Genomic DNA, 23,899 nt, shown 5'->3' on the forward strand with positions numbered 1-23,899 from the left:
ATTTTTATTTAATTTTTTTTTACACTCTGTTATACTTAACAATTTTATTCTCAGACACCCATCTCAATTGTTATTAGGGCGGAAGATTAATTATTGGGACAAAATCCCAATAAGAATGCTTACAACCAGTAAACACTTTTTTATTTCCATAAATTATTCTGGAAATAATGTCTCATCTATCATCATCAATGTCGATTTCAGGAAATACTTTGATGAATTAGGAATTCTAAGTACCTCATCATCAAAAATTGTCCCTCCTCCATAATCTACATACATGAATTCAAACGGAAGACTACCAGTAGACTTATATTGTTCAATAAAAGATTCTCCTATTGAACATCCATTATCTACATCATTTTCTAAACTTATTAAAGGATAGCCTTTATGAAGAGCCTTCGCCTCAGTGATATGAGTAGTATTCATCTCATTTTGGTCTTCGGAATACTCTTCTTTTATCTCAACACTGTCGCACAAAACATCTTTGAAAAATTCCGACTGTTGAGCCTCGGCAAAACTAATTTACTCCTTCTTCTTTTTCTATCCCATGCATAATCTCCATCCTTATTTTTTTTAACTAGTGGCAGAATACTAATCTTTGATTTTTCAAGGAAATCATCTGGAAATATCCATTTTTCAATTTGAACAACCTCAGCCTCACGTAAATCATTGGCATGATTCCCATCATTATAGGGTTGAGTATTCAAATAACCTGAACTTTCCAAATGTTGGAAATTCATTTGAATAGTCTTCTTTTTATAAACCCCCAACTCTTTCGCTAGAACAGCACTTGTTTTAAAGTATGGCTGTCCCTGGATTTGTCTAGATATCACATCACTTATGATTACTTTCTGAAGAAGAGTTAGCTCTTTATTTTTCATTAGTTTAGGAAATAAACGGAGGAAATTATCTAACCCTTCAGATTCTATTTTTTTATTTTTAAACATTGCATTATAATATTATTATCCTCAATTGAACTTGGGGATTTATTTGGATTAATATTCGCATCAATCAGACTGATTGACACTATAAAATAAAATATTGTATGATTTTAAATAAATCTTCATGAACGGCTTAAGAACCATTTCAGATTGAAGATTTAATTAGTTTCTAGTTTTTTCAAAACCCGAATTTAATCTACCAGACAGTTGTCCTTTTTAGGTATTAAACTCCTTTAGTAGTCAAACGTTAAATCATTCAAATAACGCACTTTACTGACTTATAACAAATATACTTCGGAATTTAGGGATAGCCAATAAAAATAAATTTTGGTGTTATTTTATTTTCTCATATATTGCCCGAATTGATTCAAAATAGCATAACCCTACCTCCCAATTAGCATAGTACTACCATCAAAAACACAACGCTATACTATCTGAAACCGACACACTATACCTTCTGAATAGTAATAAAATAAGAATACAAATAACATTAAAAACAAGAAAAAGTATAAGAATAAAATAACTTATATTATAGTGAAGTATTTTCTTCTTTGTTAAAAAACACTATCAAAAACAAAAAATTAGCCTACGGCAACAGTTGGATATTATATCTTAAAAAACTATCCCAACATAAATTCCAATATATTAAGAATCTAATAATATCTTAGTAAAAACATTATACCAATCCTTTTTCTATATCACTCCTTTCTTGATAGCACCCCCTCTACATAGCCCCCCCCTAGGGGTAGCCCTCCCCCCATAGAAATCAAATTACCAAAATGCTTTTATTCGTTACCTCTCTTTTATATACACAAAAAACAAAAACACCGCATTTATTACCTATGATGCCAAAAAAATATTTTTAGACAAAAACGGCTATTTTATGTACTTAAACAGCACTTTTTTGACGTATTTTGATACAATTTTAAAATAAAAGAGCACGTATTAAAAGACAATTTTAGCTCCAAAACCCCTTTATTTTAGGGTAATTGGACGTTTAGTCAAGTTCTCTTTATACCGTAAAGTAATTTTTTTTATTTTTTTAAGCTTAAACTAGCTTTTTAGACCTTATCGGTTTTATTTCCTTCTAGAATCATTAAACCTTTTTCAATAAAACTTTTAGCTTCCTCAATCTCACTTTGAGCGATAGAGGTTCCTTTAGTAGGAACGAACATCTCCCTTACATCGACATCAAGTGCTTCTGCCAGCTGAAGCAACAAATTTATTGTTGGCAAATTTTTCTCTGATGAAATATTAGAGATTGTTGTCATGCTTACACCAACCTTAGTCGCAAGTTCATCTCTTGAAATTCCTTTCAAATTCATCAATTGTTTTAGTCGCAATATTTCCATTTCAGTTTTTTTACAATCCAAAGATAATCAAAAAATAAAGCAGGGCTTACTTTATTCAGATAAAAATAAAGTAAAATTTGCTTTTAAATAAAATATTACTTTACTTTGTCATATAATAATAAAACAATACTTGATTTATGACCGCAAAAGACTTTAAATTAGAATTAAGAGAAATCAAAGAAAGCCTAAAAGGGCTAACTCTTCAATTGGTAACTCAAAATGGCTATAGACCATATTTTAGCCTAAAAGATTTTGGTAATGCAGTTTTAAACGAAGAGTCAAAAGGAAATGATTTTAGAATAAATCAAGTTTGGACAGATTGCGGAACACTATCCGTAAAATCAATTAAAAATCTTGGAGAACTAATCAGAACAAATTCTGTTACTGCAATTCAATTTGAAAGCTTCTGGAATCCTAAAACACCTGAAGAATATATAAGAAGCTTTGGAGCATTAGACTAACGTAATTACAAAAAACATGGAAACAACATCAAGAACGATGCAAATTGCACACACAATAATAGAACAAATTAATTATGCGGACAGAAATGCTTTAATGGCATGGGGAGCCAAAAGCTTTTCCGCAATTAGTGAAAACAATGAATTTGAAGGTGGATTATCTTTTCAAGTAAATGGGTTAAAGCACAAAGGATGGGTAAAAATTTGTCTTCGTTGGGTTGACGATTACACAATAATATTCATCAACAAAAATCGGGAAGTAGTTAAAACTTTTGAAGGAGCATATTGTGATATGTTAGTTCCTGTTATCGATTGGATTGAAGGTAAATAAATTTCAGTCCTGCTTTAGTTTTAGACTATAACCATAATCTAAAACAGCTAAACCTCTCTAAAGCATTATCAAATGAGTCAAATGTTTTAAAATAATTCAGAGACTAATTTTAAAGCAAAAATCAATTAAAATTTTAAGTTATGTTTTACTTCTATTCTAGAATCTCAACTACTCAACAAAATTCAAGTCGCCAAATCGAGAATTTCAAAAATCACATTGGCTATGATACAAAATATGTTTTCATTGAAAAAATCCAAGGAAATATTCCATTCATGCAACGTCCTGAGGCAATAAAAATGTTTGATGTAATTACAAGTCAAAATAATTACTGTACTGTCGTAGTGGATTCAGTTGATAGACTTGGGAGAAATTTATTAGATATTCTGAATACTATTGAATTATTTACTCAAAACGGTATTAATCTTAAATCTTTAAAAGAGGGATTCTCAACCCTTCTGGATAATGGCCAGGAAAATCCAATGGCAAAATTAGTGATTTCAGTAATGGGAAGTATTGGCGAAATGGAGCGGAACCGCATTAAAACTAGAACTGCCGAAGGTATAGCAATTGGCAAAGCTCTGGGCAAATTCACAGGCAGAAAATTAGGAAGCATCCAAACTGATGAAAAACTTTTACAGAGACACCAGACTATTGTTAAAAAGCTTCAAAAAGGTCTTACCATTCGTGAAATTTCTGAAATTACAGGAGCATCTTCAGCAACAATCATTAAAGTAAAAAAAAATATTGCAAAATCATCATAATATTTAATAAAGGCAGTAAATACTGCCTTTATCATCAATTAAAAACCTTATATTCGACCCATTCTCCATTACGATATATTTCAGCTTTAATCCAATTTTCTTTCTTGATAGGTACAAGACTTCCAAACCATTCTTTAGGGCTCGCCCCTTTAACTAATCCCACATTTTCCATTCGTTTAGCGTGTTCTAAGTCCATTTTAGCGAGATGTTTGATTTTTCCCCAATGTGTTAATCCAATTGGCTTAACCTGAATTCTAGTACATCCTAAAATATCTAATTGCTCAGCAAATGTCAATGTTTTGATATTACCAGATTTATCCCGTAAACTTTTTGTTGCTGTGTGTTCCCAATGAGAATTAGTTGAAACCCATGCACAAGCTTTTTCTTTAGGCGCATATACACTTGCATTTGCAAGTTTAATTTCTCCACTTTCAATAATTTCCTCAAGCCTATATTTTGGTGTGTAGTGATAGTATTTTATATCCATAATAATGTAAATTTTATATTCTTAATAAGTTTGTTTTCCTGAACCTTTACAAACTTGACATAAGCGAACTCCATTGTAACCGTTAACATAACCACTCCCATTACAGCCTTCGCAATTTGGTCTGCTTGAAAGTGACTCATTTAATCTTTCTCTACTCACGGTTCCGCACTGAGAACAAACGCCTCCCCTGTAAATTCCTAATCCACAGTGTTTGCATTTTGTTCCATCAGTTGAAAATGCCACATTTGATTGTTTTTCTTTTTCTTTCGCTTCTTCTATTCTACTATATTCAGCCTTACGTTTCGCAACAGCAAAATCTGCTTCTAATTCTTTTTTAGCTCGCTTCTTTGCTTGCAGAGTATTTTGTCCCCCTTTAATACATCTTACTGAGAAACCATAATTTTGATTATACACATAACTAGTAGGACTCTCTGTTCTATATTCGTTATCTAACTCAACATACTCTGGATATATATTATCGCTTTGAAGACTTACATTATTACGATAACTAGAAGTCCACCAATGTGCACGATTCCAATAATGATTATCTTTTTCAATATCATTAAATGCCCCTGAATCGTCTCGATAGCCTCCTAACAAAGCATTAAATCCAGTTTCAGAAATCAGTTTTTCTCCTGCTGTAGTTGACCATTGGTCATACCTATCATGACCTAAAAATTTCAAAAATATTTCCCATTCATCATTATTTGGAATATGAAACCCCTCTGGTGCTAACCCTCTTTCATCAATTACTGCCCAAAAGTTGTATAGCTTCCCGTAATAGCTTCTCCCTCCATTTTCAGAGTCATCATTATAATAACACCATGCAGGTTTTTGAAGCCTTCCCGCTTCTTTCCACTCATCGTTGGTTTTAGCTTCTGAAATACTATCTCCATTTCTAAAAACACTGACATTTAAATTATATTTAGTCCAGTTTTGGTCTCCATAGCTTACTGTTTCAAAACCTGTCCCTTTGAGATATTGCTCATATTTTTCTTTTTGCAAGAAAGCAATAGAATCCCTTTTTGCTTGTTGACTATCTATAGTATTAATATTGGTATCGGCTGTATGTACCGCATTATTTTTTTCGTTTTTATTTTTAGCACAACTAGAGATTAAAACGATAAAAAGAAGAAATAGATAAATTTTATTCATAGCAAAGTTTTCTTTAATCTGCTAATTGTACTAATTCATTATAAGCAATCTGAGCTGTTTCTTCAGAATCAAAATCATTCATATCTTCCCAATAACATCTTTCTAAAAAATTATCGTAAATTGCATATATTACCCAATATGTATTATCATAAAGAATTATTACTCTTTCAATATATTTATCATTGGGGATTCCAAAAATACTATCCTGAAGCTCTACAGCTTCTCCTCTTAACTTTATCCATTCAATCAACTCATGAATTGTCATGTTTAATTCTAGCAATAACCTTACTTTTTCCATAATCTATTATTTACGTACTTATTAATTAGAAACTATTCTTAAATTGGTCTAATATCTTTTGATTTGGACTAGTAAATAGAGCAAAGATATTATCAACATTAGCACTAGATTTAGCATTAATCTTGATGTTATTTTCTTCAGGTATTAAAGTCACTATAATCTCTCCGACAACTGTCAGCTTTTTGTAGTCCGCTGTTAACTGATTCAATAACTTATTATTTTTAACATTTGAAAATCCACCATTTTGGAGAGCCTTTTCTCCTTTTTTTATCCATTCTTCAATATTACCTTTTACAGAAAAGGTTTCTTCTTTGCTTTTTCTTATAGCCATCTTTTTAAGTTTTACTTTAGGTATTGAAATTGATTAAATTCTTTATACTTTCTTTGATTAAAATCTCAAAACTAGTACAAGCATCTTATTAAACTTTTACCAATTAGTTATCGTGAAGATTTAACAATTTAACGTTTGGCAACAAACAAAAAAACTATTCATCTCTGAATAGTTTTATAAGGCTTACTGTTTATAAATTAATTTCGGAAAAGTCTATTTCTTATTTTAAAACTTCGATTTTAATTCTGTAATTACCACTAACTGGAACATCAATATTCTTATTAAGAAACGTACAGTTAAAATTTCCTTCAACAATATAGTATTTAGCTTCAGAATCCTCCGATAAAAAATCAACTTTGGTTATTTTGTGAATACTTTGAGCATTTGGTTTTAAATGCAAATAAGTATCTGTGCTTTTATCTTCATAAACAATACTTAAATCATTATTCAGATTACAAAAATCACTGTCAATCCCATCTGTAGAAAATGCCCAGACACTATTTGTATCTACTGTTCTAGTATTAAGAATGTTGTTTTTTTGCGTATTTGAATAGTCAATTAAATTTTCAAAATGTGCAAAACTAACTTCGATAAATAACGATGAGTTTTCTACTTCACCAACATATTGTAAAAATAAATCTCCATTATCCAAACAATTCTCCTGACCACTAAAACCCGTTGAATATAATCCTTCACTTGTATAATTTTTTCCTGAAACATTTATTTGCAAAAACAAATTGTCACTTAATTTATCTTCATCAGAACTGGTACAACTATATGATATTATCATAAGAAAAGCACAGAAAAAAATCTTCGTAAGTAATTTTAAATTATTCATAGTTTTGTTTTTAAGATTAATATAGAGCAAAACTACTTCTACAGAAATATTAAAATTTGAACAACTAGTTCTCGTACAGATTTTATGATTAATCGTAAAAATTATAGAATTTGAAGACGTAATTCTACCGTTGTCCCTTCATTTAGTTCTGAAGAAATCAATATTGGATTCAAGTTATTAGGTTGGAATAACGATATTCTTTCTTTAGCTAAATCTATTCCTTTTGAAGCATGAAGTTTATTAAGGTTTCTAAACTCCATTCCTTTACCATTATCTAAAATTTGTATGTAAACAATATTTTTAACTAGCTTAAAAGAAAGCAATAATTTTGGGCTTATTGAATGAGAATCGAAGGCATGGACGAATACATTTTCAATAAATGGCTGAATTAGCATTGGAGGAATTTCAACTTCAAATAAATCTAATTCTTCAGCAACGGTAAGCTCAAACTGAATGTGATTTCTAAATCTCATATTTTCTAGGGCAACATAAGATTTTAGATATTCAATTTCGTCAGATAATGCAATTTTTTGAATTGACGAATTATTTAATGTTTGACGAATTATCTTCGAAAATTCTCCCATATACATTAAGGCATCATCTGTGTTATTATCGATGATATAATTCTGGATAGAGTTCATTGCGTTAAAGATAAAATGAGGGTTCATTTGGCTTTGCAATGCCTCCATTTTTGTTTCCGCTAAACGTTTTTGAACCTCTGCCTTTGCCCGTTCCTGCTTTTTTATGATACGAATACGATTAATATAAATTAGGTATCCACATACAAAAACAAAAATAAAACAGCTTATTAAAAACCACCAAGTTTTCCAAAAAGGCGCAGTTATTACAATATTTAAAATATCATTTGACGATATTTGACCAGAGTGTAAATCTTTGGTTAGTAATCTAATTTTATAATTGCCATCTGGCAGATAAGTAAGATTGATATTTTTATCTTTTGTCCATTTACTCCAATTTGAATTAGTTAATCCAAATAGCTTATATCGGTATTCTAGCTTATTAGGGTATTGTGCAAATTGAGGTTCAAATGCAACCGAAATCGTATTCCTGTTATATGGTAATTCAATTTTGTCCGAATTATAATATAACCATTTAAAACTATTTTGATTAATCTTCTCGAAGTTAACTTCAATTCCTGTAACTTTTACTTTTATAAGATTACTTTCGGCTTTGATGTAATCTTTAAAGTCATACTCATAGTAACCGTCCTGAGTTCCAATTTTTAAAATAGTTCCTTCAATATTTGAGGAAGTAAAAATTTTAGTCCTTAAGCCTTGTTCCTCATCAATTAATCTAATACTGCCGTTTTTATAAATATTTAAACCCTTTTCAGTACCTATAAACAAAAAGTCTTTGTAGCATTCCAAAAATGAAATTGAATTACCAATTAACTCTTTTCGATTAATTTTTTTAATTACTTTAAATCCTTTTGAAACATCAATAACAAAAACATCTCCGAAAGAATTTGCAATTACAAGTTCACTTTTATCATTAACTTTAGCCTGAACAAGTTCTTTTTCATTCCATATCTTATTTAAATCACAAGAAAAGGAGTTATCGTTTTGAAAGATATACAACCCACCTGATGAAGAAGCTATATAATATTTACCATATAAAGAATAAATGGCGAAAGCATCCCTTGGAGTATTTTCGTCTGACAACTCATATATTTTAAAACCTTTATTATTTCTAAAATTTTCTGATTTATAAAACTTGCCATAAGCAACTTGATAAATTATTGAATTTTGATTCAAAAAATTATAAGCGCTTACAGAATACGGAGAATAAAGCGTTATTTGTCCTTTAGAATTAATTCCAAACAATCCAATCGTTGAATTGACCCAAATAACTGAATTCACTAACTGAATACTTCTTAACTCAATACCTTTTAGTTCCTTTGCATCAGAAGACACATTGTGTTCAAAATATCTAAATATTGAATTTTCTTTATACCATTTACTAGCAAAATTATAAAACATCTGATTTGTGATTTCAGTAGTAATTTCTTTTCCGCTAAGAAATAGTAGCCCATCCTTATGTAGAATAAGCTCATTATTCCCCATCTTCTTAAGACATACTATATCTAGTTTTGATTTATTATAAAATGATGAAGGATAATATTTAATCTGTTGTTTCAAATCAATTTTAAATAGTCCTTTATTTATAGTCCCTATATATAAGTTGTCAGTTGGAGAATCATAAAATAAACTCCAAATTTCAGAGCTTTCGACACCAAACTCTTTATTAAGATTAACGAGTTTATTATTTACTTCCTTATAAATCCCCCCCGTAGCAAAATTAATTCCATTACCTGCTACATAAGTCACTCCTCTTTTATCAGTGACAAAATTCCAAAAAACACTACTCCCAAAACGAATGTTGGATTCTTCATTTTTTAAATAATCGGTAATGTAAATTTTGCTTATGGATTTACCAATTGCATCACTATGACAAATAAAAAGACTATCATTTTTCTTATGAATTGAAAATATATCTGGTTCTTTATGATTTATCAATTTTATACTTTCTGTAGATAAATCAACCCGCCAAAAACCATCATTAAAAGTTCCAAAATAGATTTTAGAGTTAATTTCAACAAAATCCATGACTTGAAATAAATTCCTGCAACCAACAATTTTCTTACTGAAAATGATTTTTTTAGAATTGATATCAAGCACAGAAATTCCAAATTCTGTTCCTACATAAAGGAAATCTTTATGAATAAATAAACGTCGGATTTTGTCATGAATTAGTCCTTTCTTTTTATCAACGACTTCAAATTTTTTGCCATCATAAAAAGTCAAACCCCCTCCATGACTACCAAACCACATATTATGATTTCTATCTTCAACGATTGCCCAACAGTTATTATGAGCCAACCCATCAGAAACATAGTAATTCTTTACTCCTCCATTTTGAATTGCTGATAATCCATTTGCCGTTCCAACCCACAGAATTCCCCTGCTATCTTTGTATATGGAATAAACACTATTATTTGGCAGTCCATCAATTGTTGAGAAATTCTCTGATGGAAATTGTTGAGAAAAAGCTATTTCAACAAAACAAAGCAGTATAAATAAAAGGTTACTTTTTCTGAATGATAGCATTTATAAATTCTTCTTTTTTTCTAACAGATACAGGAAGACTTTCCCCATTGCTAAGTTCTACAAGGAGTTCATTGGTTTTGTTAAATCGGGTAACATAATTCAGATTTACTAAATATGATTTATGAATTCTTTGAAAAATGGAACTTGGAAGAAGCTCTTCAATGTATTTCAATGTTTTAGACAAAGTAATATTTCTGCCATCTAAGCAAACAATTTTACAATAGTTACTATCTGCTTCACAATACAGTATTGCGTTCGTTTTAAGCAACTCAAATCCATTTTCTGTTGGTAATGCTATCCTATTGTATTCTGAGCCACCAGTATCGATATTTTCTAAAAGCAATCTTAGTTTTTCTTCTTGCGATGCCTTATTTTGTTTGCTATCATACTTTTTAATAGTCTCCAACAAATCGATATAATTGATTGGTTTTAATAGATAATCTAAAGCACTACATTTTATAGCGTCAATTGCAAACTCAGTATGAGCGGTAGTAAAAATGACTTCAAATTTTACTTTATTTAATTCTTTAAAAAGTTGAAAACCATTTTTATTAGGCATTTGCACATCTAAAAAAACTAATTCTGGATTAAATTTTTCAATAGATATGATAGCTTCATCGACATTTTCACATTTGTCAAGAATTAGAAACTTTTCGGGAAAATAGCGGGTTAAAAGCTTTTCCAGAAATTCTCTAGCGTTATATTCATCGTCTACAATAATGGTCTTAATCATTTTATAAATGTAAAAAGATTTTAAAGAATTCCGAGAGTTGAATTAGTAAACGTATTGAAATTGCAATTACACGTAAATCCTTAAATATTATTCATTTTTAATCACTGGATTTCCATGTACATCATAATCAGTTGTAACTCCATTATCGTTATCAATGGTTTGTTTTATTATTCCATCCTCAGAATATCTTTTAGATTCCCCAATTAAAACGCCGTTTGAATAGTTTTCAATTTTGCTAGCATTTCCATTTTGAAAATACCAAATACATTTACCATTATACTTCCCCATTATAGAATTGGTTCTAACTTCTAACTGTCCATTTTTTTCATAATATCTAACAAATTCTCCATCTGACAAACCATCTACAAAGTTTTCTTTAGATTTAATTTTTCCGTTTTCATAATAAGATATACTTTGACCATCTGGTTTTCCATAGACGTATTTCATTTTATACATTAATTGCCCATTTTCATAATACCGAACAGACTCGTCAATTTGAATACCTCCTGTGTAATTATCCCTACTTCTTAATTGACCACTGGGATAATATGCAATCGTTTCTCCTTCTTTTTTAGTCCCCATACTTCTCATCTTACTCTCTATTTTACCATTTTCAAAATAAGAAACCAGTATTCTAACATCTGTGCCTTGTACTATATCTCTTGTTGTAGTCCCTTTTGGCTTAACTATTATTAAGCTTATTTGTCCATTATCATGGTAACCTGTTTCTTCAAAAGTAAACCCAGAATATTCACGTAGGATTTTATCATTTGTATTTGTAGATTCTAGTTTATCTTCGAATTCCTCTTTTCCCAATTCTTTAGAAATTGAACCTTTTGTAATTGAAGAAACGGTTGAGGCTGTTTCAACATTTTGAGCTTTTTTATTAGTACAGGAAGTTAAAACATTCAGTAATATTACAAATAATAGAGTTTTTTTCATCTTTAAAGATTTTACAATTTTTAAGTTTTTCTTTTTGCATTTATTTTTTCAAATATACAAATTATAGCACATGTGCTATAATAATTTTATTATTAATACCTTCATTTTGATGGAGTGAAAAAGGATGATAATAAATCAAGAAAATTAATCTTCGATGAAGAAGGTTTAAAGTTGCTTGCTAAGCGACTAAAAGAAATACGCTCTGAAAAAGGTTTATCGCAAGAAGAACTGGCTTATCGTTCCGAAATAACTTTATCTCAAATTGCGAGAATTGAGACTGTAAGAATAAATCCCACAGTTAGCACAATATTCAAAATTGCTCGCGCCTTAGAAGTACCACTAAACGAGTTATTTAATTTTGAATTAACACCAAGCCCAAATGAATAACTTAAGGTATTAAGTAATACAAAAGAAGCCACTTCTGTAAAAAGTGGCTTCTTCATATTTAAAAACTACACTAATCTTCAAATATGAATAATAAAGATAGTAATCCTTTTGGTATCATCATCTAAAATTTAAAATAGTAATTTAGCGACGTCCAAAAAGATTTATAAAAATAAAAACTACGACGAAAAATCCTAAAATGTAGAAAAGAAATAAAAAATCTCCAGCAAATATCATTAGAGCAATTGCCCCAAAAATAGCTAGCAATAGAATACTTCCACCCTGATTTTTATTACTCATAAAATAATTATTAATACAATTCTAATCTCTAATAATCATACATACTTGGAGATTTTAGTTTTATTTAATTAATTTACCATTGGATTAAATTTTGAGCAAAGCTAAAACTTGATGCATCTATTTTACCTGTTTCTGTAAACTCATGCTTATCATTTCCATTTTTAGAAACAGTCAATTCATTTCTTAAAACATGAGTTAATTCAAGATTTTTTATAAACTCTGAGTTTATTGCTAAATTCACTCCTTGTCCACCAAAAGGAACACTTGGATAATATATTCCGTCTGCCTTACCTTCTGAATGAGCAAGAGCAACATTACAATAAGCTGTAGTGATTATATATGTTTTCGGGTCATGTTTTGAAGACTTTCTGAATTTTTCAAAAAGGAATCTATAAAATAATATTATTGCCTCTCTCATCTCTAAATCAGATTGCTCTATGAATGTTTCCATTACAGCTCCATGCTCTTTATCAAACTCTGAAACCCTATTCTCTTTATCGGGTGTTGTCACTATAATTCCTCTGAAAGGTTTTGTCAACTGCCATCTACCAATAGTTACGTATACTTTATCATTAACTTCTTTTGTTTCTGACCAATATTCAACTAATTCCGCAAATGAAGTAGGTCTGTTTTCTGAGCAATAGAATTTAGATTGGAAAGGGCGATTACATCTTGCAAAATTTTTAACAAAATGGTTAGGCGTTATTGATATCTCTGATATGGACTGAAATAAATCATCTTTTTCATGAGTCCTTGTTCTAAAAAACACAGACTTTTCAGGAATATCGTATAATAAAACAGGTAATCTACCTATTGTTAAATAAGCTAAAACTGCTTTTTCGTAAGCATATTCATTTTCTGGATTGATAGCTTCTAATTTCTCAATTACATTTTTTACTTTTTCAACTGTCATTTTATTATTTTTTAAAATATATGAATGTTTATCCTAAATTAAATCGAGTTACGCAAAAATCTATAATATTTTTTCTTCTGTCATCCACGCTCATTTTATTAAAACTTCCTTTTTGAATTTCCCCTGCTAGGTTTCTAATTTCAGTGTTTTGAGAGTTCAAATATCCATTAACTTTGTTAATAGGAGGTAAGTTCCCCAGGCCAATATTTAAGTTCTTTTCCAACAATCCTAGATTACCTAAACGATTTTTCTCATAATCATAGTCATCAGAAAAATCATAAGAGGTTGCATCATAATTTGGCTCTTTGCTAAAAACGTGCTCAACCTGAAAGTCCTTGTAAGTTATAACATCATGATTATCATTACTATATTCTGAAAGAATATATTTTACAGCTCCATTACCATAAATCGCACCATCCAAATAAGTACCAAATACGTGGTTATTTACAAATTTTTCACTAAAATTAATTAAGTGATTTTTAATTTCTTCTACAGTTAAATCGTATTCAACAATTTGAGAACTCAGCCAATAAATATCCGCAATTGGATTTGTACCTCGTAGTTTATAAACTCTTACTTCAATCGTTTCCAATATCGTTAGTAAGGAATCGAGTTTTCCTTGCATATAAAGTCGAACTAGCAATGGAAATAATGTAGCAGTAAATTCTAAATGTCTAAATGGTTTTTGGAATAATGGGTTTGTTTCAATTTCTTTCACAAGTTTAGAATAACTAACAGCAAAATTTTCAAAATCCAGTAAGTATTGTGATATAAAACTTTCTAACTCACTTGGCTTTTCTTTTAATTCTTCACATTTAGTTTTCAAATTATCAAAAATAGTATCAGCTCCATCTCTATTGTTCCAAGTTGATGCGAAAAGTTTTCTTGAAGAATAATAGTGTTGAGTAAATATTGTGTTTTCTTCTAGCCTCCCTAGTATTCCTAAGTTTTCTTTACAAACTAATAAATCATCATAACTATCAAAAATGTTTTCAAAACTATTATTTATATCATCATTTAATTGTTCTTTTAAATGCAACGTCGAATACAACATTAAAATACTTTTTGTTTTATCTAAAATTCTTAAAGGCAAACCTCTGTCGTTGATAATTGAAAACATCTTAACAGCCTGCGCTTGACTTTCAACATTAAAAACCAAAACTTCAATATTATCTCTGATAAAAATTATTCTTTGTTCAATTTCTGCAGAGGTCAAAGCGTTAGAAAATGCGATAAATAGTTTCTTTGCAGAAAACATAAAGCGTTGACTCCTCTTATTAACTGTATTAATATCTATTTTTTCAAATTCAAAAAGTAATAACTTTAAAAAATTTCCATCTTCGCCAAGTGGTTGCAATTTTAGGTTATCCTTACTTCCAATAAATGCTGATAACTGGCTTTCTCTAATATCTGGGTCAGATAATTTATCAATAAGAACTTTTAACAGGATGAATATTGTAGTAATTCTTTGTTGCCCATCTATGATTTCATAAACAGTATCCGTTGACAAACCTACACTCCTATTTTCTTTAAATGAAAGTGTTCCAACAAAATGATTCATTTTATCCTTTAGACTCTCTTCAATATCTTTCCAAAGAGCCTTTCTTTCATTATCCGTCCAACTATATTTTCGCTGATAAGTTGGAATAATAAATCTGTTTCCATTGAAAATTGACCCAATTTTTTCAGTCTGACTTTTCGTTATTGACATAATTAAATTTTATTTGGTTTTTAATATTAACAATCAGCATAGATTTAAATCAAACTAATCTATTCTTATAAATCAACTTATATTCTTGCTAATTTAGAAATATTTTACTACAAATAAAATTTAGATAAATTAGAAAGTCACTCTTTGAAATATTTTAAATAATAAATATAATAATAGCCTTTTATACAGTTATTCTAATTTAGTTTTTGAATCGACTGGTAAAATAAATTATACTCCACAGAAATCATTGTTAATAAGTACAGTAATCTGTTAATAATAATTGTGTGATAAAATTTTATAGATTTGCGCAGAGAGAATTTTATTCTTAAATTTGCTTAAATAAAAAAAGCATCCAACGGGAAAGGATGCTTTTTTGTATAGTTCTTTGAAATGGGTGATTTCAAATATTATTTTAATAATGTTGTACAAAAGTAGTAAATATTCATTAGATGCGCAAGGCGTAGGCAATGATTTGTATGTTAAATTTATTCAAATGGCATACAATATAGTAAATGACGGAGTGAAAAATTCCGTCAAGATATTCAATAATGACCCTGGTCAATTTGAATACAGGTCAGCAAAAGCTGTCTGGTTGAACTCTAACATCAAGAAATTATTTAATAATAATTTAGTTCTTGATAACTTCTTGACAAAAAAAATCAATCGACTAAAGTCACACGGGGTTGATTATTACGTACTGGATGGAAAAGCTTTGATTTGTTTTAAAAAAATGGACAATAAGAGCAAGATAAGCGGATTCTATTCTAAAAGATTCAAAGATATGATGAACGGTAATGCAATACATTACTCAAATAATATGCTCCAAAATCTTTCTGAAATGGGAATAAACAAAGCTTTGCCAATTTATTATATAGGTTACATCTTAGACAAAACGGGAAATCTTGTCGATATAAGATTAGTACATTATAATGATGGTATTGTAGCTTATGAGGTTAGTTTGGTAGAAATATTTAGACCAAATTTATTTAATATTAATACAAATGACACAACTGATGAAATAAAAGTTGTTTCAAAAAAAAGAAAAGGCAACCAGCAAACTGGTAGCTAGTTAGTAATCGAAATCCCCATTTCAAAGTTATATTAACTTAAAACGAATACCTATGGCAAGTATACTTAAAAATGATACCTTAAAGTTAGCTAGGAATTATTTTGGAATGAACCAGAAAGAATTTGCTGAAAAATTAAAAGTCTCACAAGCCTTAATCAGTAATTTAGAAAAAAGTTTAAAGCCATTAACAGACGATATTATAGAGAAGATAAAGGATGAGTTTAGTGAAAACTTTTTTTCGCAAGTTATGAGTACTCCAAATTTAAAAGTACATTATCGTGCAAGTGCAACTGTTGCAAAAAAGTATACTGATTTATTTGAAGCGAGATTATTAATAATCTCAAATAAAATTGAACAGTTACTTGAGTATGTAGAAATTCCTGAAAACAAAATTCCGCAAATGAACTTAGAAGAATTTAAGCTTAATGCAGAATATCTTGCGAATGAAGTTCGTGACTATTTCGAATTAGGTCGAAAACCAATCGAAGATTTAGTAAAACTTCTAGAGAAAAGTGGAGTTATTGTTTATTTTTTTGATTATGATTTTATTTCTGCTCAAAACAAAAATTTTGACGGTGTAAGTTTCTACGTAAAAGGTGTGCCAGTAATTTTAATTAATGATAAAATTCAAAATGCAAGAAAAATCTTTACTTTATCGCATGAATTAGGACATCTGATAATGCATAATCACAATGATTTCTTCATCTCAAATGAAAGAGATATGGAAAAAGAAGCTAATCAATTTGCTTCTGAATTTCTTGCCCCAAAAAATGCATTAAGAGGAGAGTTTACACGATTAACTAGTGAAAAACTATTCGAATTAAAAGCATATTGGAAAATATCAGTTGGTGCATTATTGTACAAAGCAAAGGAAACTAGCTTAACACAAGACCAATACAGAAGATGGGTAACGCATTTTGCACCTTACCGAAAAAGTGAACCACATGATGTAGCTATTAATAAACCAATTTTATTAAAGAAAATGTTCCAAGTATGTCAAGAAGATATAGGAAGCGAAAAAGAATTTTTAAACGAATTTGGTCTTTCTAAAAAGATTTTTGAAGATGTATATTCAACATTGATTGAAAAAGAGAGAACTAAAATGAAAATAATACTATAACAACTAAAAAACAGAAAATCATGAACAATAAACAAACATCAAAGTCAATTGCGTCATTAGCATCTGACGTTTTAAGAAACCCAAACTCATCAGCTATCCAAAAGACTTTAGCAGGTTCAGCCCTGTCTCAAGTTAACAAAGGAAATCAAACTGGCTCTGAAATGGAGAGTGTTGCATCTAAGGTTTTAGGAAGTACTAAATACAATGAGGATACAAAAAGTCTAGCTGGGTCAATTGTATCACAATCTGACAAAAAAAGATAAATAAAAAAACACCTCTTTGAGGTGTTTTTATCTTAAAATGATTTGGTAAATTTTAAAACCATATTTGTATAATCTATTTTACCTTTGTCAGAATTTTGATATTCAGACAATGAAATTACTTTAGAATTTTCTGTAATTACTGTATTGGCGCTTTGGTTTATTATAGGCTTATTGGAAAATTCTAAAGATAATTGAGCATTTTTTGACTGGTTTTTAACTTCGTTTTTTTCGTCTTTTTGCATATATTATTCCATTTTTATTAATCCACATTGTTCTAACGAATGAATAGCTTGAGCTTCCAAAGTAGGTAACGCCTGAAGTGATTTAGACACTTTAGGAGTTATCGTTTTAAAATCTTTCACAATAATTTTTCCTGATTTATCCTTTCTATCAGTAAAGTTAGTAAAAAAGTTTAGATATTTTAGAGGTGCTACACCATCAAATATTAATATTCTCACTTTATCTTCACTATTCTCGTCTTCAGTTATTGCATCATTGTGCAAAGTTATACATAAACTTTTAATGTATGGCTCAATATAATAAACTTCTTTTATCCCAGATGCAATTATGTGTTTTGCACAATTATGACATGGATAAGTTGTACAGAATAATTTACCATTTGTCATTTTACTACCTGAAAGCTGACTACCAGTTATAATAGCATGCATTTCAGCATGCACCGAACGAGAAAATTCTATTAAATCTTTAATTTTAGAAAATCTTAATTTAGATGTAAATAATTTAATCTTTTTTAGGTCAAGAAAACCTTTCTCATCATTAAAAATGGTACTTAATTCTTTATCGCTTTTTAATGTTTCAACTATACTATCTACAAGAATGTCTTTTTGAGCATCGTTACTACACAATCCAGTTGTTATACATCGCGAATCTGTTATGTCTCCTTCTGAATATAAATTACCTCCAAATTTAGGAACGTCATTCCATCCAGTTGAAATTAAATTACCCTTATCTGTAGTAATTGCCGCTCCTACCTGCCTTGAAAGGCAAGCTGAGTTTCCAGCGGCTGATTTTGCCGCATACATAGCAATTTCATCGGAGGTTGGTGTAACTATAGAGCTTTCGAAGATTAGACTTAAATATCTATTAATTTTATCTTCAAGTTTATCAACATTTTTATCTGAAACCCTTAAAAAAAAATCTCCTTCAGTAAATGTACCCCTCACATTTTGACCATAAGTAGTATTATCATAATCATCAGTTTCAACAATATTTTTTATTTCTGACGGAGACAAATCCCTTTTCCTAAGATTATTTTCTCGTTCATCTTGAGGAGAAAATATACTAAATTGGTAAAAATTATCAGTATAAATTTGTCTTAAAAGTAATAACTCTTCAATGTTTTTAATTGAATTAAAAATAAAACATATCCTTCTACTTTTATATTCTTCAGGTTTAGGATAGACCTCCGCAGTTTTAGTTTGATTATTTCTATTGTTATGTATATCCTTAATGGCAAGTTCAACTAAAACTGACTTATTATCATACTTTAATCTTATCGCATTTCCCTCATCAATTTTATACACTAATTTAGAATATCCTTCAGTCTTACCATCTTTTTGCTTATAATCTTGTACTTTATACTTTTCAATATAATCAGCTAATTTTAAGATTTGAACTTCATAATTATATTTCTCATTTAAAACTTTTTTAATTGATGATATTACTTCATCTTTCATCGAACCAATAGGCGCACATATTCCTAAAAATAATTCTTCTGTTAAAGTATTTTTAACTTTTTCTCTTGTTGTTTTGCCTTTAACTCCATCATCCTGACCTACAATTTCCAATTTAGCTTGTTCCATAAATTTAGCTTCATTTTTTAATAAACCTTCTTAAATAATTAAATAATCTTATATTTCAAAGGATTTTTTTTGTAAATATGATTGTTTTATTTTTAAAACATTTACGGAAAACCTCATTTTAATAAATTATTTTAACAATATAGAATTACTTTTAATATCAAACAACACGTATAAGTACGTGTTTTGTTTTTAAACAAAACAATATATTTGCGTCTGTTAATTTAGATAAAATGGAAATTGAAACCGATATAGTGTTTATAGATACAGGAATCTTCGAAAGAGAAAATTTCCTTAGAGGTCATAAAATAAAGAAAATAAGTGAGTTATCCAAGAGTAAGGCTATTAAGGTTAAGTTGACTGACATAACCTATCGTGAGATAAAGAATAGAATGCGTAAGAATTTGGAAACAGCAAGAGTGCTATATAAAAAATTTGGAGATACAATTAACGTTGATGCTAAAATATTAAAAAATGATGCTGATTTTAATAACTTCTACCCTTTAAAAAAATTAGACACTACTGCTATTTTTAAGAAACTAGAAATACAGTTAGATGATTTTATAAAAGATAGTGAAATCGAAATAATTGACTCTTCTCTTGCAGATATTCAAGAAGTTTTTGAGCAATATTTTGAGCAAAAAGCACCGTTTCATGAAGGACAGAAAAAAGATGAATTCCCAGATGCTTTTACTTTAAGTGCAATTAAACAATGGTGCAAAAAAAACAAAAAAAAAGTATATATAATATCAACAGATAATGATATTATAAAATATAAAGATGAGCCCTCAATTATACCGTTGCATGATTTAACTGTTTTTATTGACACCGTTTCTAGAAAACATGAAAGTGAAAAAATAGTTCAAAAAATTATGGATAGCATTACAGGTCAATTTGATGTTGTCAAAAATTATCTTATTGAAAACTATAATGAAGAAATAGGCTATCAAATATCACAAAATTATATTCATCAATTCGATGTATTGGAATATGATGAAACCCCAATCATTGAGAAAATTGAATTAGAAAACATTTATTTCAGTGATATTGGAAAAGATTCATCAACAGTTCAAATAGTCGTAAATATATATTTAGAATTAAATTTATCATATATCGATTATGACATGGCAACTTATGATAGAGAAGACGATATATGGTTCAATGCTAATATTGAGAATTTGAATTTAGTATTAAATACTGAATTTGAATTTGAAGCAAGCTTTGAATATGAATTTGATGAAACTGAATTAATTGACATTCAATTTACTGGTATCGATAACTTAGAAATAAATGACATAACAAATTTAGGAGATTAAGATTATGAAATTTGATTCAACACTTTATATGCATAAGACAGCTTCTTCAAATCTTCAACGAATAAATTCGACAATTCAACGGTAAAGGGTACAAAAACCTCTTCTTTCGAAGAGGTTTTTTGGTTTTATACTTCTTTAATAAAACTAAACTTTTTTCGTTTTAAACATCTTTATTACAGCAATATAAAACTTTTGGAGTGAGAAAAAAAACTTACCGCAGAGAACACTACGTTTTTTTACTCTTAGCTTTTATAAAAGGCAAAGTTCGCAAAGCTTTATATTAATTTAGCTTTACGAACTCTGTGTTTTCTGAGGCATTCTTAGATAAAAATCTTTACATTCTATGCTGTAAAGAATAATTAACAAATATAATTTTCTTATGTTTCTCCACAACATTTAGCATTGACCCGGTTCAACAATTTTCATTTTCCAGCAGACAAACAACCACAAATGTTTTATTTTGATAATTAATTTAAAAGAGAATATTTATGTTATAAAATTAGATTAACGAGTAAAAAAACATCGTTTGCTCATATAAAATCTTAAATAGATTTAAGATTTTTGTTAGTTTTCAAAGTGTCTATTAGCTTTTGCGTAAACAATTCTGAACCCTTCTTATTAAGATGTTCTGCATTGTAAAAATATATTTTTTTAATTGACATCGAATCATTCGAATAATCATAAAACGGAATATTATATTTTTTACTGAAATTTCTGTACAACAATATTATGCTATCTCTATTTTTAACGAATTTCTGTCCCTCTATATATTCAGGGGTATAAACTAAAACAATCTCTATTTTTTTATCCTTACATTCTCTTAAATATTTATCAAACAAAAGCACTGATGCATTATCCAATTTTATATCATAATTCTTCATTTTCTTTTTTGCTTTATCAAAATCCGAATTCCATTTCCAATCTTGTCCTTGATAACCTTTTATCCTTACCTCTTTATCCTTATCAATTTTAAACATAGAGAAGACATTTTTTTTAACATCCCGGCATTTAGAGTACCTGATTAAAGGAATCACATAATCAATTAAATCAAAACCGTTATAACTTATTGTTTTGGCTCTAATTTTATTATTCCAAAGCATATATGGAAGAAATTGCTCAAAATCATACAGATCCTTTCTTTTCATTAAAGTAAATATATCCACAGAATGAATAATCAATTTAGGTCTAGTGTTATTTTCGAGTAATAATGAATGCCTGAGATGTTGTAACCAAAAGTTATGTCCATCTATCCCTAAATTATATGTTGACAAATTTAATTCATTAGATAGCATTGTTGGATTAATCTGTGTCCAAGCTCTGGAACTCCCATATATAACAATATCTGAATTAATTTTTCCATCAATTATATCATTCCAAGTGGAATATTCCCCTTCCGCATAAGTATTTGACTTTTTTAAATTTTTTGATATAAAAACATCAACAAAGTATGCTATGAAAATGATTGGAGTTAAAAAAAGCAGTAGTTGTATTATAAATTTTCTCATATTTAGAATTGAAAATAAATGAATTTTTGTTCTGTGCCTGCAAAATAAAATATAGCAATTATTATAACGTAATACAATCCCCATCTTATGATTTTAGGTAATGCATTCCCTAATTTTGCAATGGCGTATTGTTGTTCCCTGCCAAACCATTCTACCAATACAAAAATAATCATCAATAACATTAAGGGTTTAACAAAGTCATCATTTTCATACATAGGATATACAAATAAGCTTTTCGAAAATATTTTCGTGATTATATTCCAAGCATGAGATAAATTTTCTGCTCTAAAAAAAATCCATGCAAAAACAGTTAAACTGAATGTTAAAAACATTGAAACTAATTCTTTGATGGTTGGAAAATATTTTCCCTGAGCCACAATGTCAAGATTAGTTCTATTGGTATTAAAAATTATCGAAGGCAGAATAAATAAAGCATTCAGAAATCCCCATACAATAAATGTCCAATTTGCCCCATGCCAAAAACCACTTACAAGAAATATTATAAAAATATTTCTAATTTTCATCCAGTTTCCTCCCTTACTTCCCCCTAAAGGTATGTACAGATAATCTCTAAACCAGGTTGACAAAGATATATGCCAACGCCTCCAAAATTCGGCTATATCCCTTGAGAAATAAGGAAATGCAAAATTCCTCAATAAGTCGATCCCAAAAAGTCTTGCCGTACCTATTGCAATATCGGAATAGCCTGAAAAGTCACCATAAATTTGAAATGTAAAAAATATTGCTCCCACAAGAAGTGTACTTCCTGAGTACTCTGTGGAATTATTAAATATCATATTAGCATACTCTGCACATTGGTCAGCAATTACTACTTTTTTAAATAATCCCCATAAAATCTGTTTCAATCCATCAACTGCTTTTGAGTAGTCAAAATTCCTTTCTTTTTTTATTTGTGGTAAAAGATGTGTTGCACGTTCAATTGGACCCGCTACCAACAATGGAAAAAAACTTACAAAAACGGAATAATCAACAAAATTCCTCTCAGGTTTAATTCGGTCTTTATATATATCGATTACATACGATAATCCGTGAAAAGTATAAAAGGAAATTCCGACAGGCAAAATCACTTTTAAAAACAAAGGGCTTATAGAAAATCCAAAACTAGAAATTACATTTGCAAAAGAACTGGCAAAAAAATTATAGTATTTAAAAATACCTAGAAATCCAAGATTTACAGCTATACTTAACCAAAACCAAAATTTCTTATTACTTTGACTTTTCGCTTCCGACATTTTAATCCCCGTATAATAATCTAACAAAGTCGAAAAAACAAGTAAGAATAAAAATCGCCAATCCCAACAAGCATAAAAAAAATAACTTGCGATTAAAAGTAGAATATTTTGAAATTTAAAAGATTTTTTTACGACAAACCAATAGAGTATAAATATTAAAAGCAAAAAAAATGCAAAGTTTACCGAATTAAAAAGCATAATATAAACTCATAAATGTTATCAAAAGGAGTAAATTGGCCACCGAAAAGTAGTTTCATTTGCAAATATATTATATTCCATTTCTTTTTTGTTAAACTGGCCAGTTATTAATTTAACCATTTATCCAGCCCAAGCAATTTTATAATAATAGCCAACGAATTAGATTTTAAACACTACCACTTAGTTTATTTAATTTCATATAAACTTTTTTAAAATCTTCGGAAAACAAGTTCGACATTTTAACTGTTAAGGGTAAAAAAACCTCTGTTAGAGCTACTTAAAAATCTATACCTTT

25 protein-coding genes are annotated in these 23,899 nt (G+C 29.0%); 8 read left to right on the forward strand and 17 right to left on the reverse strand.

The window, feature by feature from the left end; all coding sequences use genetic code 11:
- Positions 1-153 precede the first annotated feature (153 nt).
- From CHB81_RS01810 to CHB81_RS01820, 3 genes are all read right to left on the reverse strand, one after another.
- Positions 154-423, reverse strand: a complete 270-nt coding sequence (locus tag CHB81_RS01810; RefSeq protein ID WP_141130345.1) for a hypothetical protein — start codon at positions 421-423, stop codon at positions 154-156.
- Between the two features lie 29 nt (positions 424-452).
- Positions 453-878, reverse strand: coding sequence for a hypothetical protein (locus tag CHB81_RS01815; RefSeq protein ID WP_141130346.1), 426 nt, complete (start codon positions 876-878; stop codon positions 453-455).
- 1,121 nt (positions 879-1,999) lie between these two features.
- On the reverse strand, positions 2,000-2,290 hold the full coding sequence (locus tag CHB81_RS01820; RefSeq protein WP_089350170.1) for a helix-turn-helix domain-containing protein: 291 nt from the start codon (positions 2,288-2,290) through the stop codon (positions 2,000-2,002).
- 137 nt (positions 2,291-2,427) lie between these two features.
- On the opposite strand from CHB81_RS01820, the gene CHB81_RS01825 reads away from it, so the two are divergent.
- The 3 genes from CHB81_RS01825 to CHB81_RS01835 all read left to right on the forward strand — a co-directional run bounded on the left by CHB81_RS01825 (position 2,428) and on the right by CHB81_RS01835 (position 3,840).
- Entirely contained in the window at positions 2,428-2,751 is a 324-nt protein-coding gene (locus tag CHB81_RS01825; RefSeq protein WP_089350171.1) for a hypothetical protein, read from the forward strand.
- A gap of 16 nt (positions 2,752-2,767) precedes the next feature.
- A complete protein-coding gene (locus tag CHB81_RS01830) occupies positions 2,768-3,079 on the forward strand; it encodes a hypothetical protein (protein ID WP_089350172.1) in 312 nt (103 codons plus the stop codon).
- Positions 3,080-3,219: 140 nt separating this feature from the next.
- Positions 3,220-3,840: a recombinase family protein gene (locus tag CHB81_RS01835; RefSeq protein ID WP_089350173.1), complete on the forward strand. Its 621-nt coding sequence runs from the start codon at positions 3,220-3,222 to the stop codon at positions 3,838-3,840.
- A 34-nt stretch (positions 3,841-3,874) separates the two neighbouring features.
- Here the strand turns inward: CHB81_RS01835 and CHB81_RS01840 are convergent, their stop codons facing one another.
- The 8 genes from CHB81_RS01840 to CHB81_RS01875 form a co-directional block, all read right to left on the reverse strand.
- On the reverse strand, positions 3,875-4,327 hold the full coding sequence (locus CHB81_RS01840; RefSeq protein WP_089350174.1) for a hypothetical protein: 453 nt from the start codon (positions 4,325-4,327) through the stop codon (positions 3,875-3,877).
- 21 nt (positions 4,328-4,348) lie between these two features.
- Positions 4,349-5,482, reverse strand: coding sequence for a fibrobacter succinogenes major paralogous domain-containing protein (locus CHB81_RS01845; protein ID WP_089350175.1), 1,134 nt, complete (start codon positions 5,480-5,482; stop codon positions 4,349-4,351).
- A gap of 13 nt (positions 5,483-5,495) precedes the next feature.
- The gene (locus CHB81_RS01850) at positions 5,496-5,780 is read right to left on the reverse strand and encodes a hypothetical protein (protein ID WP_141130347.1); all 285 of its coding nucleotides are present in this window, start codon (positions 5,778-5,780) and stop codon (positions 5,496-5,498) included.
- A gap of 25 nt (positions 5,781-5,805) precedes the next feature.
- Positions 5,806-6,111, reverse strand: a complete 306-nt coding sequence (locus CHB81_RS01855; protein ID WP_089350177.1) for a hypothetical protein — start codon at positions 6,109-6,111, stop codon at positions 5,806-5,808.
- A 220-nt stretch (positions 6,112-6,331) separates the two neighbouring features.
- Positions 6,332-6,949: a hypothetical protein gene (locus CHB81_RS01860; protein ID WP_089350178.1), complete on the reverse strand. Its 618-nt coding sequence runs from the start codon at positions 6,947-6,949 to the stop codon at positions 6,332-6,334.
- Positions 6,950-7,050: 101 nt separating this feature from the next.
- Positions 7,051-10,077 (reverse strand): histidine kinase, encoded by a 3,027-nt coding sequence (locus tag CHB81_RS01865; RefSeq protein ID WP_089350179.1) that lies wholly within the window; start codon positions 10,075-10,077, stop codon positions 7,051-7,053.
- The gene (locus CHB81_RS01870; RefSeq protein WP_089350180.1) at positions 10,055-10,810 is read right to left on the reverse strand and encodes a LytTR family DNA-binding domain-containing protein; all 756 of its coding nucleotides are present in this window, start codon (positions 10,808-10,810) and stop codon (positions 10,055-10,057) included. The genes CHB81_RS01865 and CHB81_RS01870 overlap by 23 nt, the downstream gene beginning before the upstream one ends.
- Before the next feature lie 87 nt (positions 10,811-10,897).
- Positions 10,898-11,752 (reverse strand): toxin-antitoxin system YwqK family antitoxin, encoded by an 855-nt coding sequence (locus tag CHB81_RS01875; RefSeq protein ID WP_089350181.1) that lies wholly within the window; start codon positions 11,750-11,752, stop codon positions 10,898-10,900.
- A 114-nt stretch (positions 11,753-11,866) separates the two neighbouring features.
- Here CHB81_RS01875 and CHB81_RS01880 point away from each other — a divergent pair, with 114 nt between their 5' ends.
- Entirely contained in the window at positions 11,867-12,139 is a 273-nt protein-coding gene (locus tag CHB81_RS01880) for a helix-turn-helix transcriptional regulator (RefSeq protein WP_089350182.1), read from the forward strand.
- Between the two features lie 370 nt (positions 12,140-12,509).
- Here the strand turns inward: CHB81_RS01880 and CHB81_RS01885 are convergent, their stop codons facing one another.
- Together CHB81_RS01885 and CHB81_RS01890 are read right to left on the reverse strand one after the other, a co-directional pair.
- The gene (locus CHB81_RS01885; RefSeq protein ID WP_089350183.1) at positions 12,510-13,349 is read right to left on the reverse strand and encodes an RES domain-containing protein; all 840 of its coding nucleotides are present in this window, start codon (positions 13,347-13,349) and stop codon (positions 12,510-12,512) included.
- A 28-nt stretch (positions 13,350-13,377) separates the two neighbouring features.
- Complete coding sequence (locus tag CHB81_RS01890) at positions 13,378-15,060, reverse strand: DUF262 domain-containing protein (protein WP_089350184.1); 1,683 nt, start codon at positions 15,058-15,060, stop codon at positions 13,378-13,380.
- 493 nt (positions 15,061-15,553) lie between these two features.
- Here CHB81_RS01890 and CHB81_RS01895 point away from each other — a divergent pair, with 493 nt between their 5' ends.
- The 3 genes from CHB81_RS01895 to CHB81_RS01905 are packed head-to-tail and all read left to right on the forward strand — an operon-like array spanning position 15,554 to position 17,512.
- Complete coding sequence (locus tag CHB81_RS01895) at positions 15,554-16,129, forward strand: hypothetical protein (protein WP_141130348.1); 576 nt, start codon at positions 15,554-15,556, stop codon at positions 16,127-16,129.
- A 52-nt stretch (positions 16,130-16,181) separates the two neighbouring features.
- On the forward strand, positions 16,182-17,249 hold the full coding sequence (locus tag CHB81_RS01900) for an XRE family transcriptional regulator (RefSeq protein ID WP_089350186.1): 1,068 nt from the start codon (positions 16,182-16,184) through the stop codon (positions 17,247-17,249).
- A gap of 20 nt (positions 17,250-17,269) precedes the next feature.
- A complete protein-coding gene (locus CHB81_RS01905; protein WP_089350187.1) occupies positions 17,270-17,512 on the forward strand; it encodes a hypothetical protein in 243 nt (80 codons plus the stop codon).
- A gap of 32 nt (positions 17,513-17,544) precedes the next feature.
- Here CHB81_RS01905 and CHB81_RS01910 read toward each other — a convergent pair whose 3' ends face one another.
- Positions 17,545-17,754: a hypothetical protein gene (locus CHB81_RS01910; protein WP_089350188.1), complete on the reverse strand. Its 210-nt coding sequence runs from the start codon at positions 17,752-17,754 to the stop codon at positions 17,545-17,547.
- Between the two features lie 3 nt (positions 17,755-17,757).
- Complete coding sequence (locus CHB81_RS01915; RefSeq protein WP_089350189.1) at positions 17,758-19,335, reverse strand: anti-phage dCTP deaminase; 1,578 nt, start codon at positions 19,333-19,335, stop codon at positions 17,758-17,760.
- A gap of 230 nt (positions 19,336-19,565) precedes the next feature.
- Here CHB81_RS01915 and CHB81_RS01920 point away from each other — a divergent pair, with 230 nt between their 5' ends.
- Complete coding sequence (locus tag CHB81_RS01920; protein ID WP_089350190.1) at positions 19,566-20,648, forward strand: PIN domain-containing protein; 1,083 nt, start codon at positions 19,566-19,568, stop codon at positions 20,646-20,648.
- 542 nt (positions 20,649-21,190) lie between these two features.
- Here CHB81_RS01920 and CHB81_RS01925 read toward each other — a convergent pair.
- A complete protein-coding gene (locus CHB81_RS01925; protein ID WP_089350191.1) occupies positions 21,191-22,153 on the reverse strand; it encodes a hypothetical protein in 963 nt (320 codons plus the stop codon).
- 2 nt (positions 22,154-22,155) lie between these two features.
- Entirely contained in the window at positions 22,156-23,604 is a 1,449-nt protein-coding gene (locus CHB81_RS01930) for an MBOAT family protein (protein WP_089350192.1), read from the reverse strand.
- Positions 23,605-23,899: the final 295 nt, after the last annotated feature.

The organism is Flavobacterium sp. ov086, assembly GCF_900187965.1.
Lineage (GTDB): Bacteria > Bacteroidota > Bacteroidia > Flavobacteriales > Flavobacteriaceae > Flavobacterium.

Coding starts and splice junctions, on each gene's coding strand:
- CHB81_RS01930 (WP_089350192.1), bottom strand. CDS start 23,604: ATGCTTTTTAATTCGGTAAACTTTGCATTTTTTTTGCTTTTAATATTT.
- CHB81_RS01830 (WP_089350172.1), top strand. CDS start 2,768: ATGGAAACAACATCAAGAACGATGCAAATTGCACACACAATAATAGAA.
- CHB81_RS01915 (WP_089350189.1), bottom strand. CDS start 19,335: ATGGAACAAGCTAAATTGGAAATTGTAGGTCAGGATGATGGAGTTAAA.
- CHB81_RS01885 (WP_089350183.1), bottom strand. CDS start 13,349: ATGACAGTTGAAAAAGTAAAAAATGTAATTGAGAAATTAGAAGCTATC.
- CHB81_RS01825 (WP_089350171.1), top strand. CDS start 2,428: ATGACCGCAAAAGACTTTAAATTAGAATTAAGAGAAATCAAAGAAAGC.
- CHB81_RS01905 (WP_089350187.1), top strand. CDS start 17,270: ATGAACAATAAACAAACATCAAAGTCAATTGCGTCATTAGCATCTGAC.
- CHB81_RS01835 (WP_089350173.1), top strand. CDS start 3,220: ATGTTTTACTTCTATTCTAGAATCTCAACTACTCAACAAAATTCAAGT.
- CHB81_RS01910 (WP_089350188.1), bottom strand. CDS start 17,754: ATGCAAAAAGACGAAAAAAACGAAGTTAAAAACCAGTCAAAAAATGCT.
- CHB81_RS01890 (WP_089350184.1), bottom strand. CDS start 15,060: ATGTCAATAACGAAAAGTCAGACTGAAAAAATTGGGTCAATTTTCAAT.
- CHB81_RS01815 (WP_141130346.1), bottom strand. CDS start 878: ATGAAAAATAAAGAGCTAACTCTTCTTCAGAAAGTAATCATAAGTGAT.
- CHB81_RS01895 (WP_141130348.1), top strand. CDS start 15,554: ATGGCATACAATATAGTAAATGACGGAGTGAAAAATTCCGTCAAGATA.
- CHB81_RS01920 (WP_089350190.1), top strand. CDS start 19,566: ATGGAAATTGAAACCGATATAGTGTTTATAGATACAGGAATCTTCGAA.
- CHB81_RS01860 (WP_089350178.1), bottom strand. CDS start 6,949: ATGAATAATTTAAAATTACTTACGAAGATTTTTTTCTGTGCTTTTCTT.
- CHB81_RS01855 (WP_089350177.1), bottom strand. CDS start 6,111: ATGGCTATAAGAAAAAGCAAAGAAGAAACCTTTTCTGTAAAAGGTAAT.
- CHB81_RS01850 (WP_141130347.1), bottom strand. CDS start 5,780: ATGGAAAAAGTAAGGTTATTGCTAGAATTAAACATGACAATTCATGAG.
- CHB81_RS01840 (WP_089350174.1), bottom strand. CDS start 4,327: ATGGATATAAAATACTATCACTACACACCAAAATATAGGCTTGAGGAA.
- CHB81_RS01845 (WP_089350175.1), bottom strand. CDS start 5,482: ATGAATAAAATTTATCTATTTCTTCTTTTTATCGTTTTAATCTCTAGT.
- CHB81_RS01865 (WP_089350179.1), bottom strand. CDS start 10,077: ATGCTATCATTCAGAAAAAGTAACCTTTTATTTATACTGCTTTGTTTT.
- CHB81_RS01925 (WP_089350191.1), bottom strand. CDS start 22,153: ATGAGAAAATTTATAATACAACTACTGCTTTTTTTAACTCCAATCATT.
- CHB81_RS01870 (WP_089350180.1), bottom strand. CDS start 10,810: ATGATTAAGACCATTATTGTAGACGATGAATATAACGCTAGAGAATTT.
- CHB81_RS01820 (WP_089350170.1), bottom strand. CDS start 2,290: ATGGAAATATTGCGACTAAAACAATTGATGAATTTGAAAGGAATTTCA.
- CHB81_RS01875 (WP_089350181.1), bottom strand. CDS start 11,752: ATGAAAAAAACTCTATTATTTGTAATATTACTGAATGTTTTAACTTCC.
- CHB81_RS01810 (WP_141130345.1), bottom strand. CDS start 423: ATGAATACTACTCATATCACTGAGGCGAAGGCTCTTCATAAAGGCTAT.
- CHB81_RS01900 (WP_089350186.1), top strand. CDS start 16,182: ATGGCAAGTATACTTAAAAATGATACCTTAAAGTTAGCTAGGAATTAT.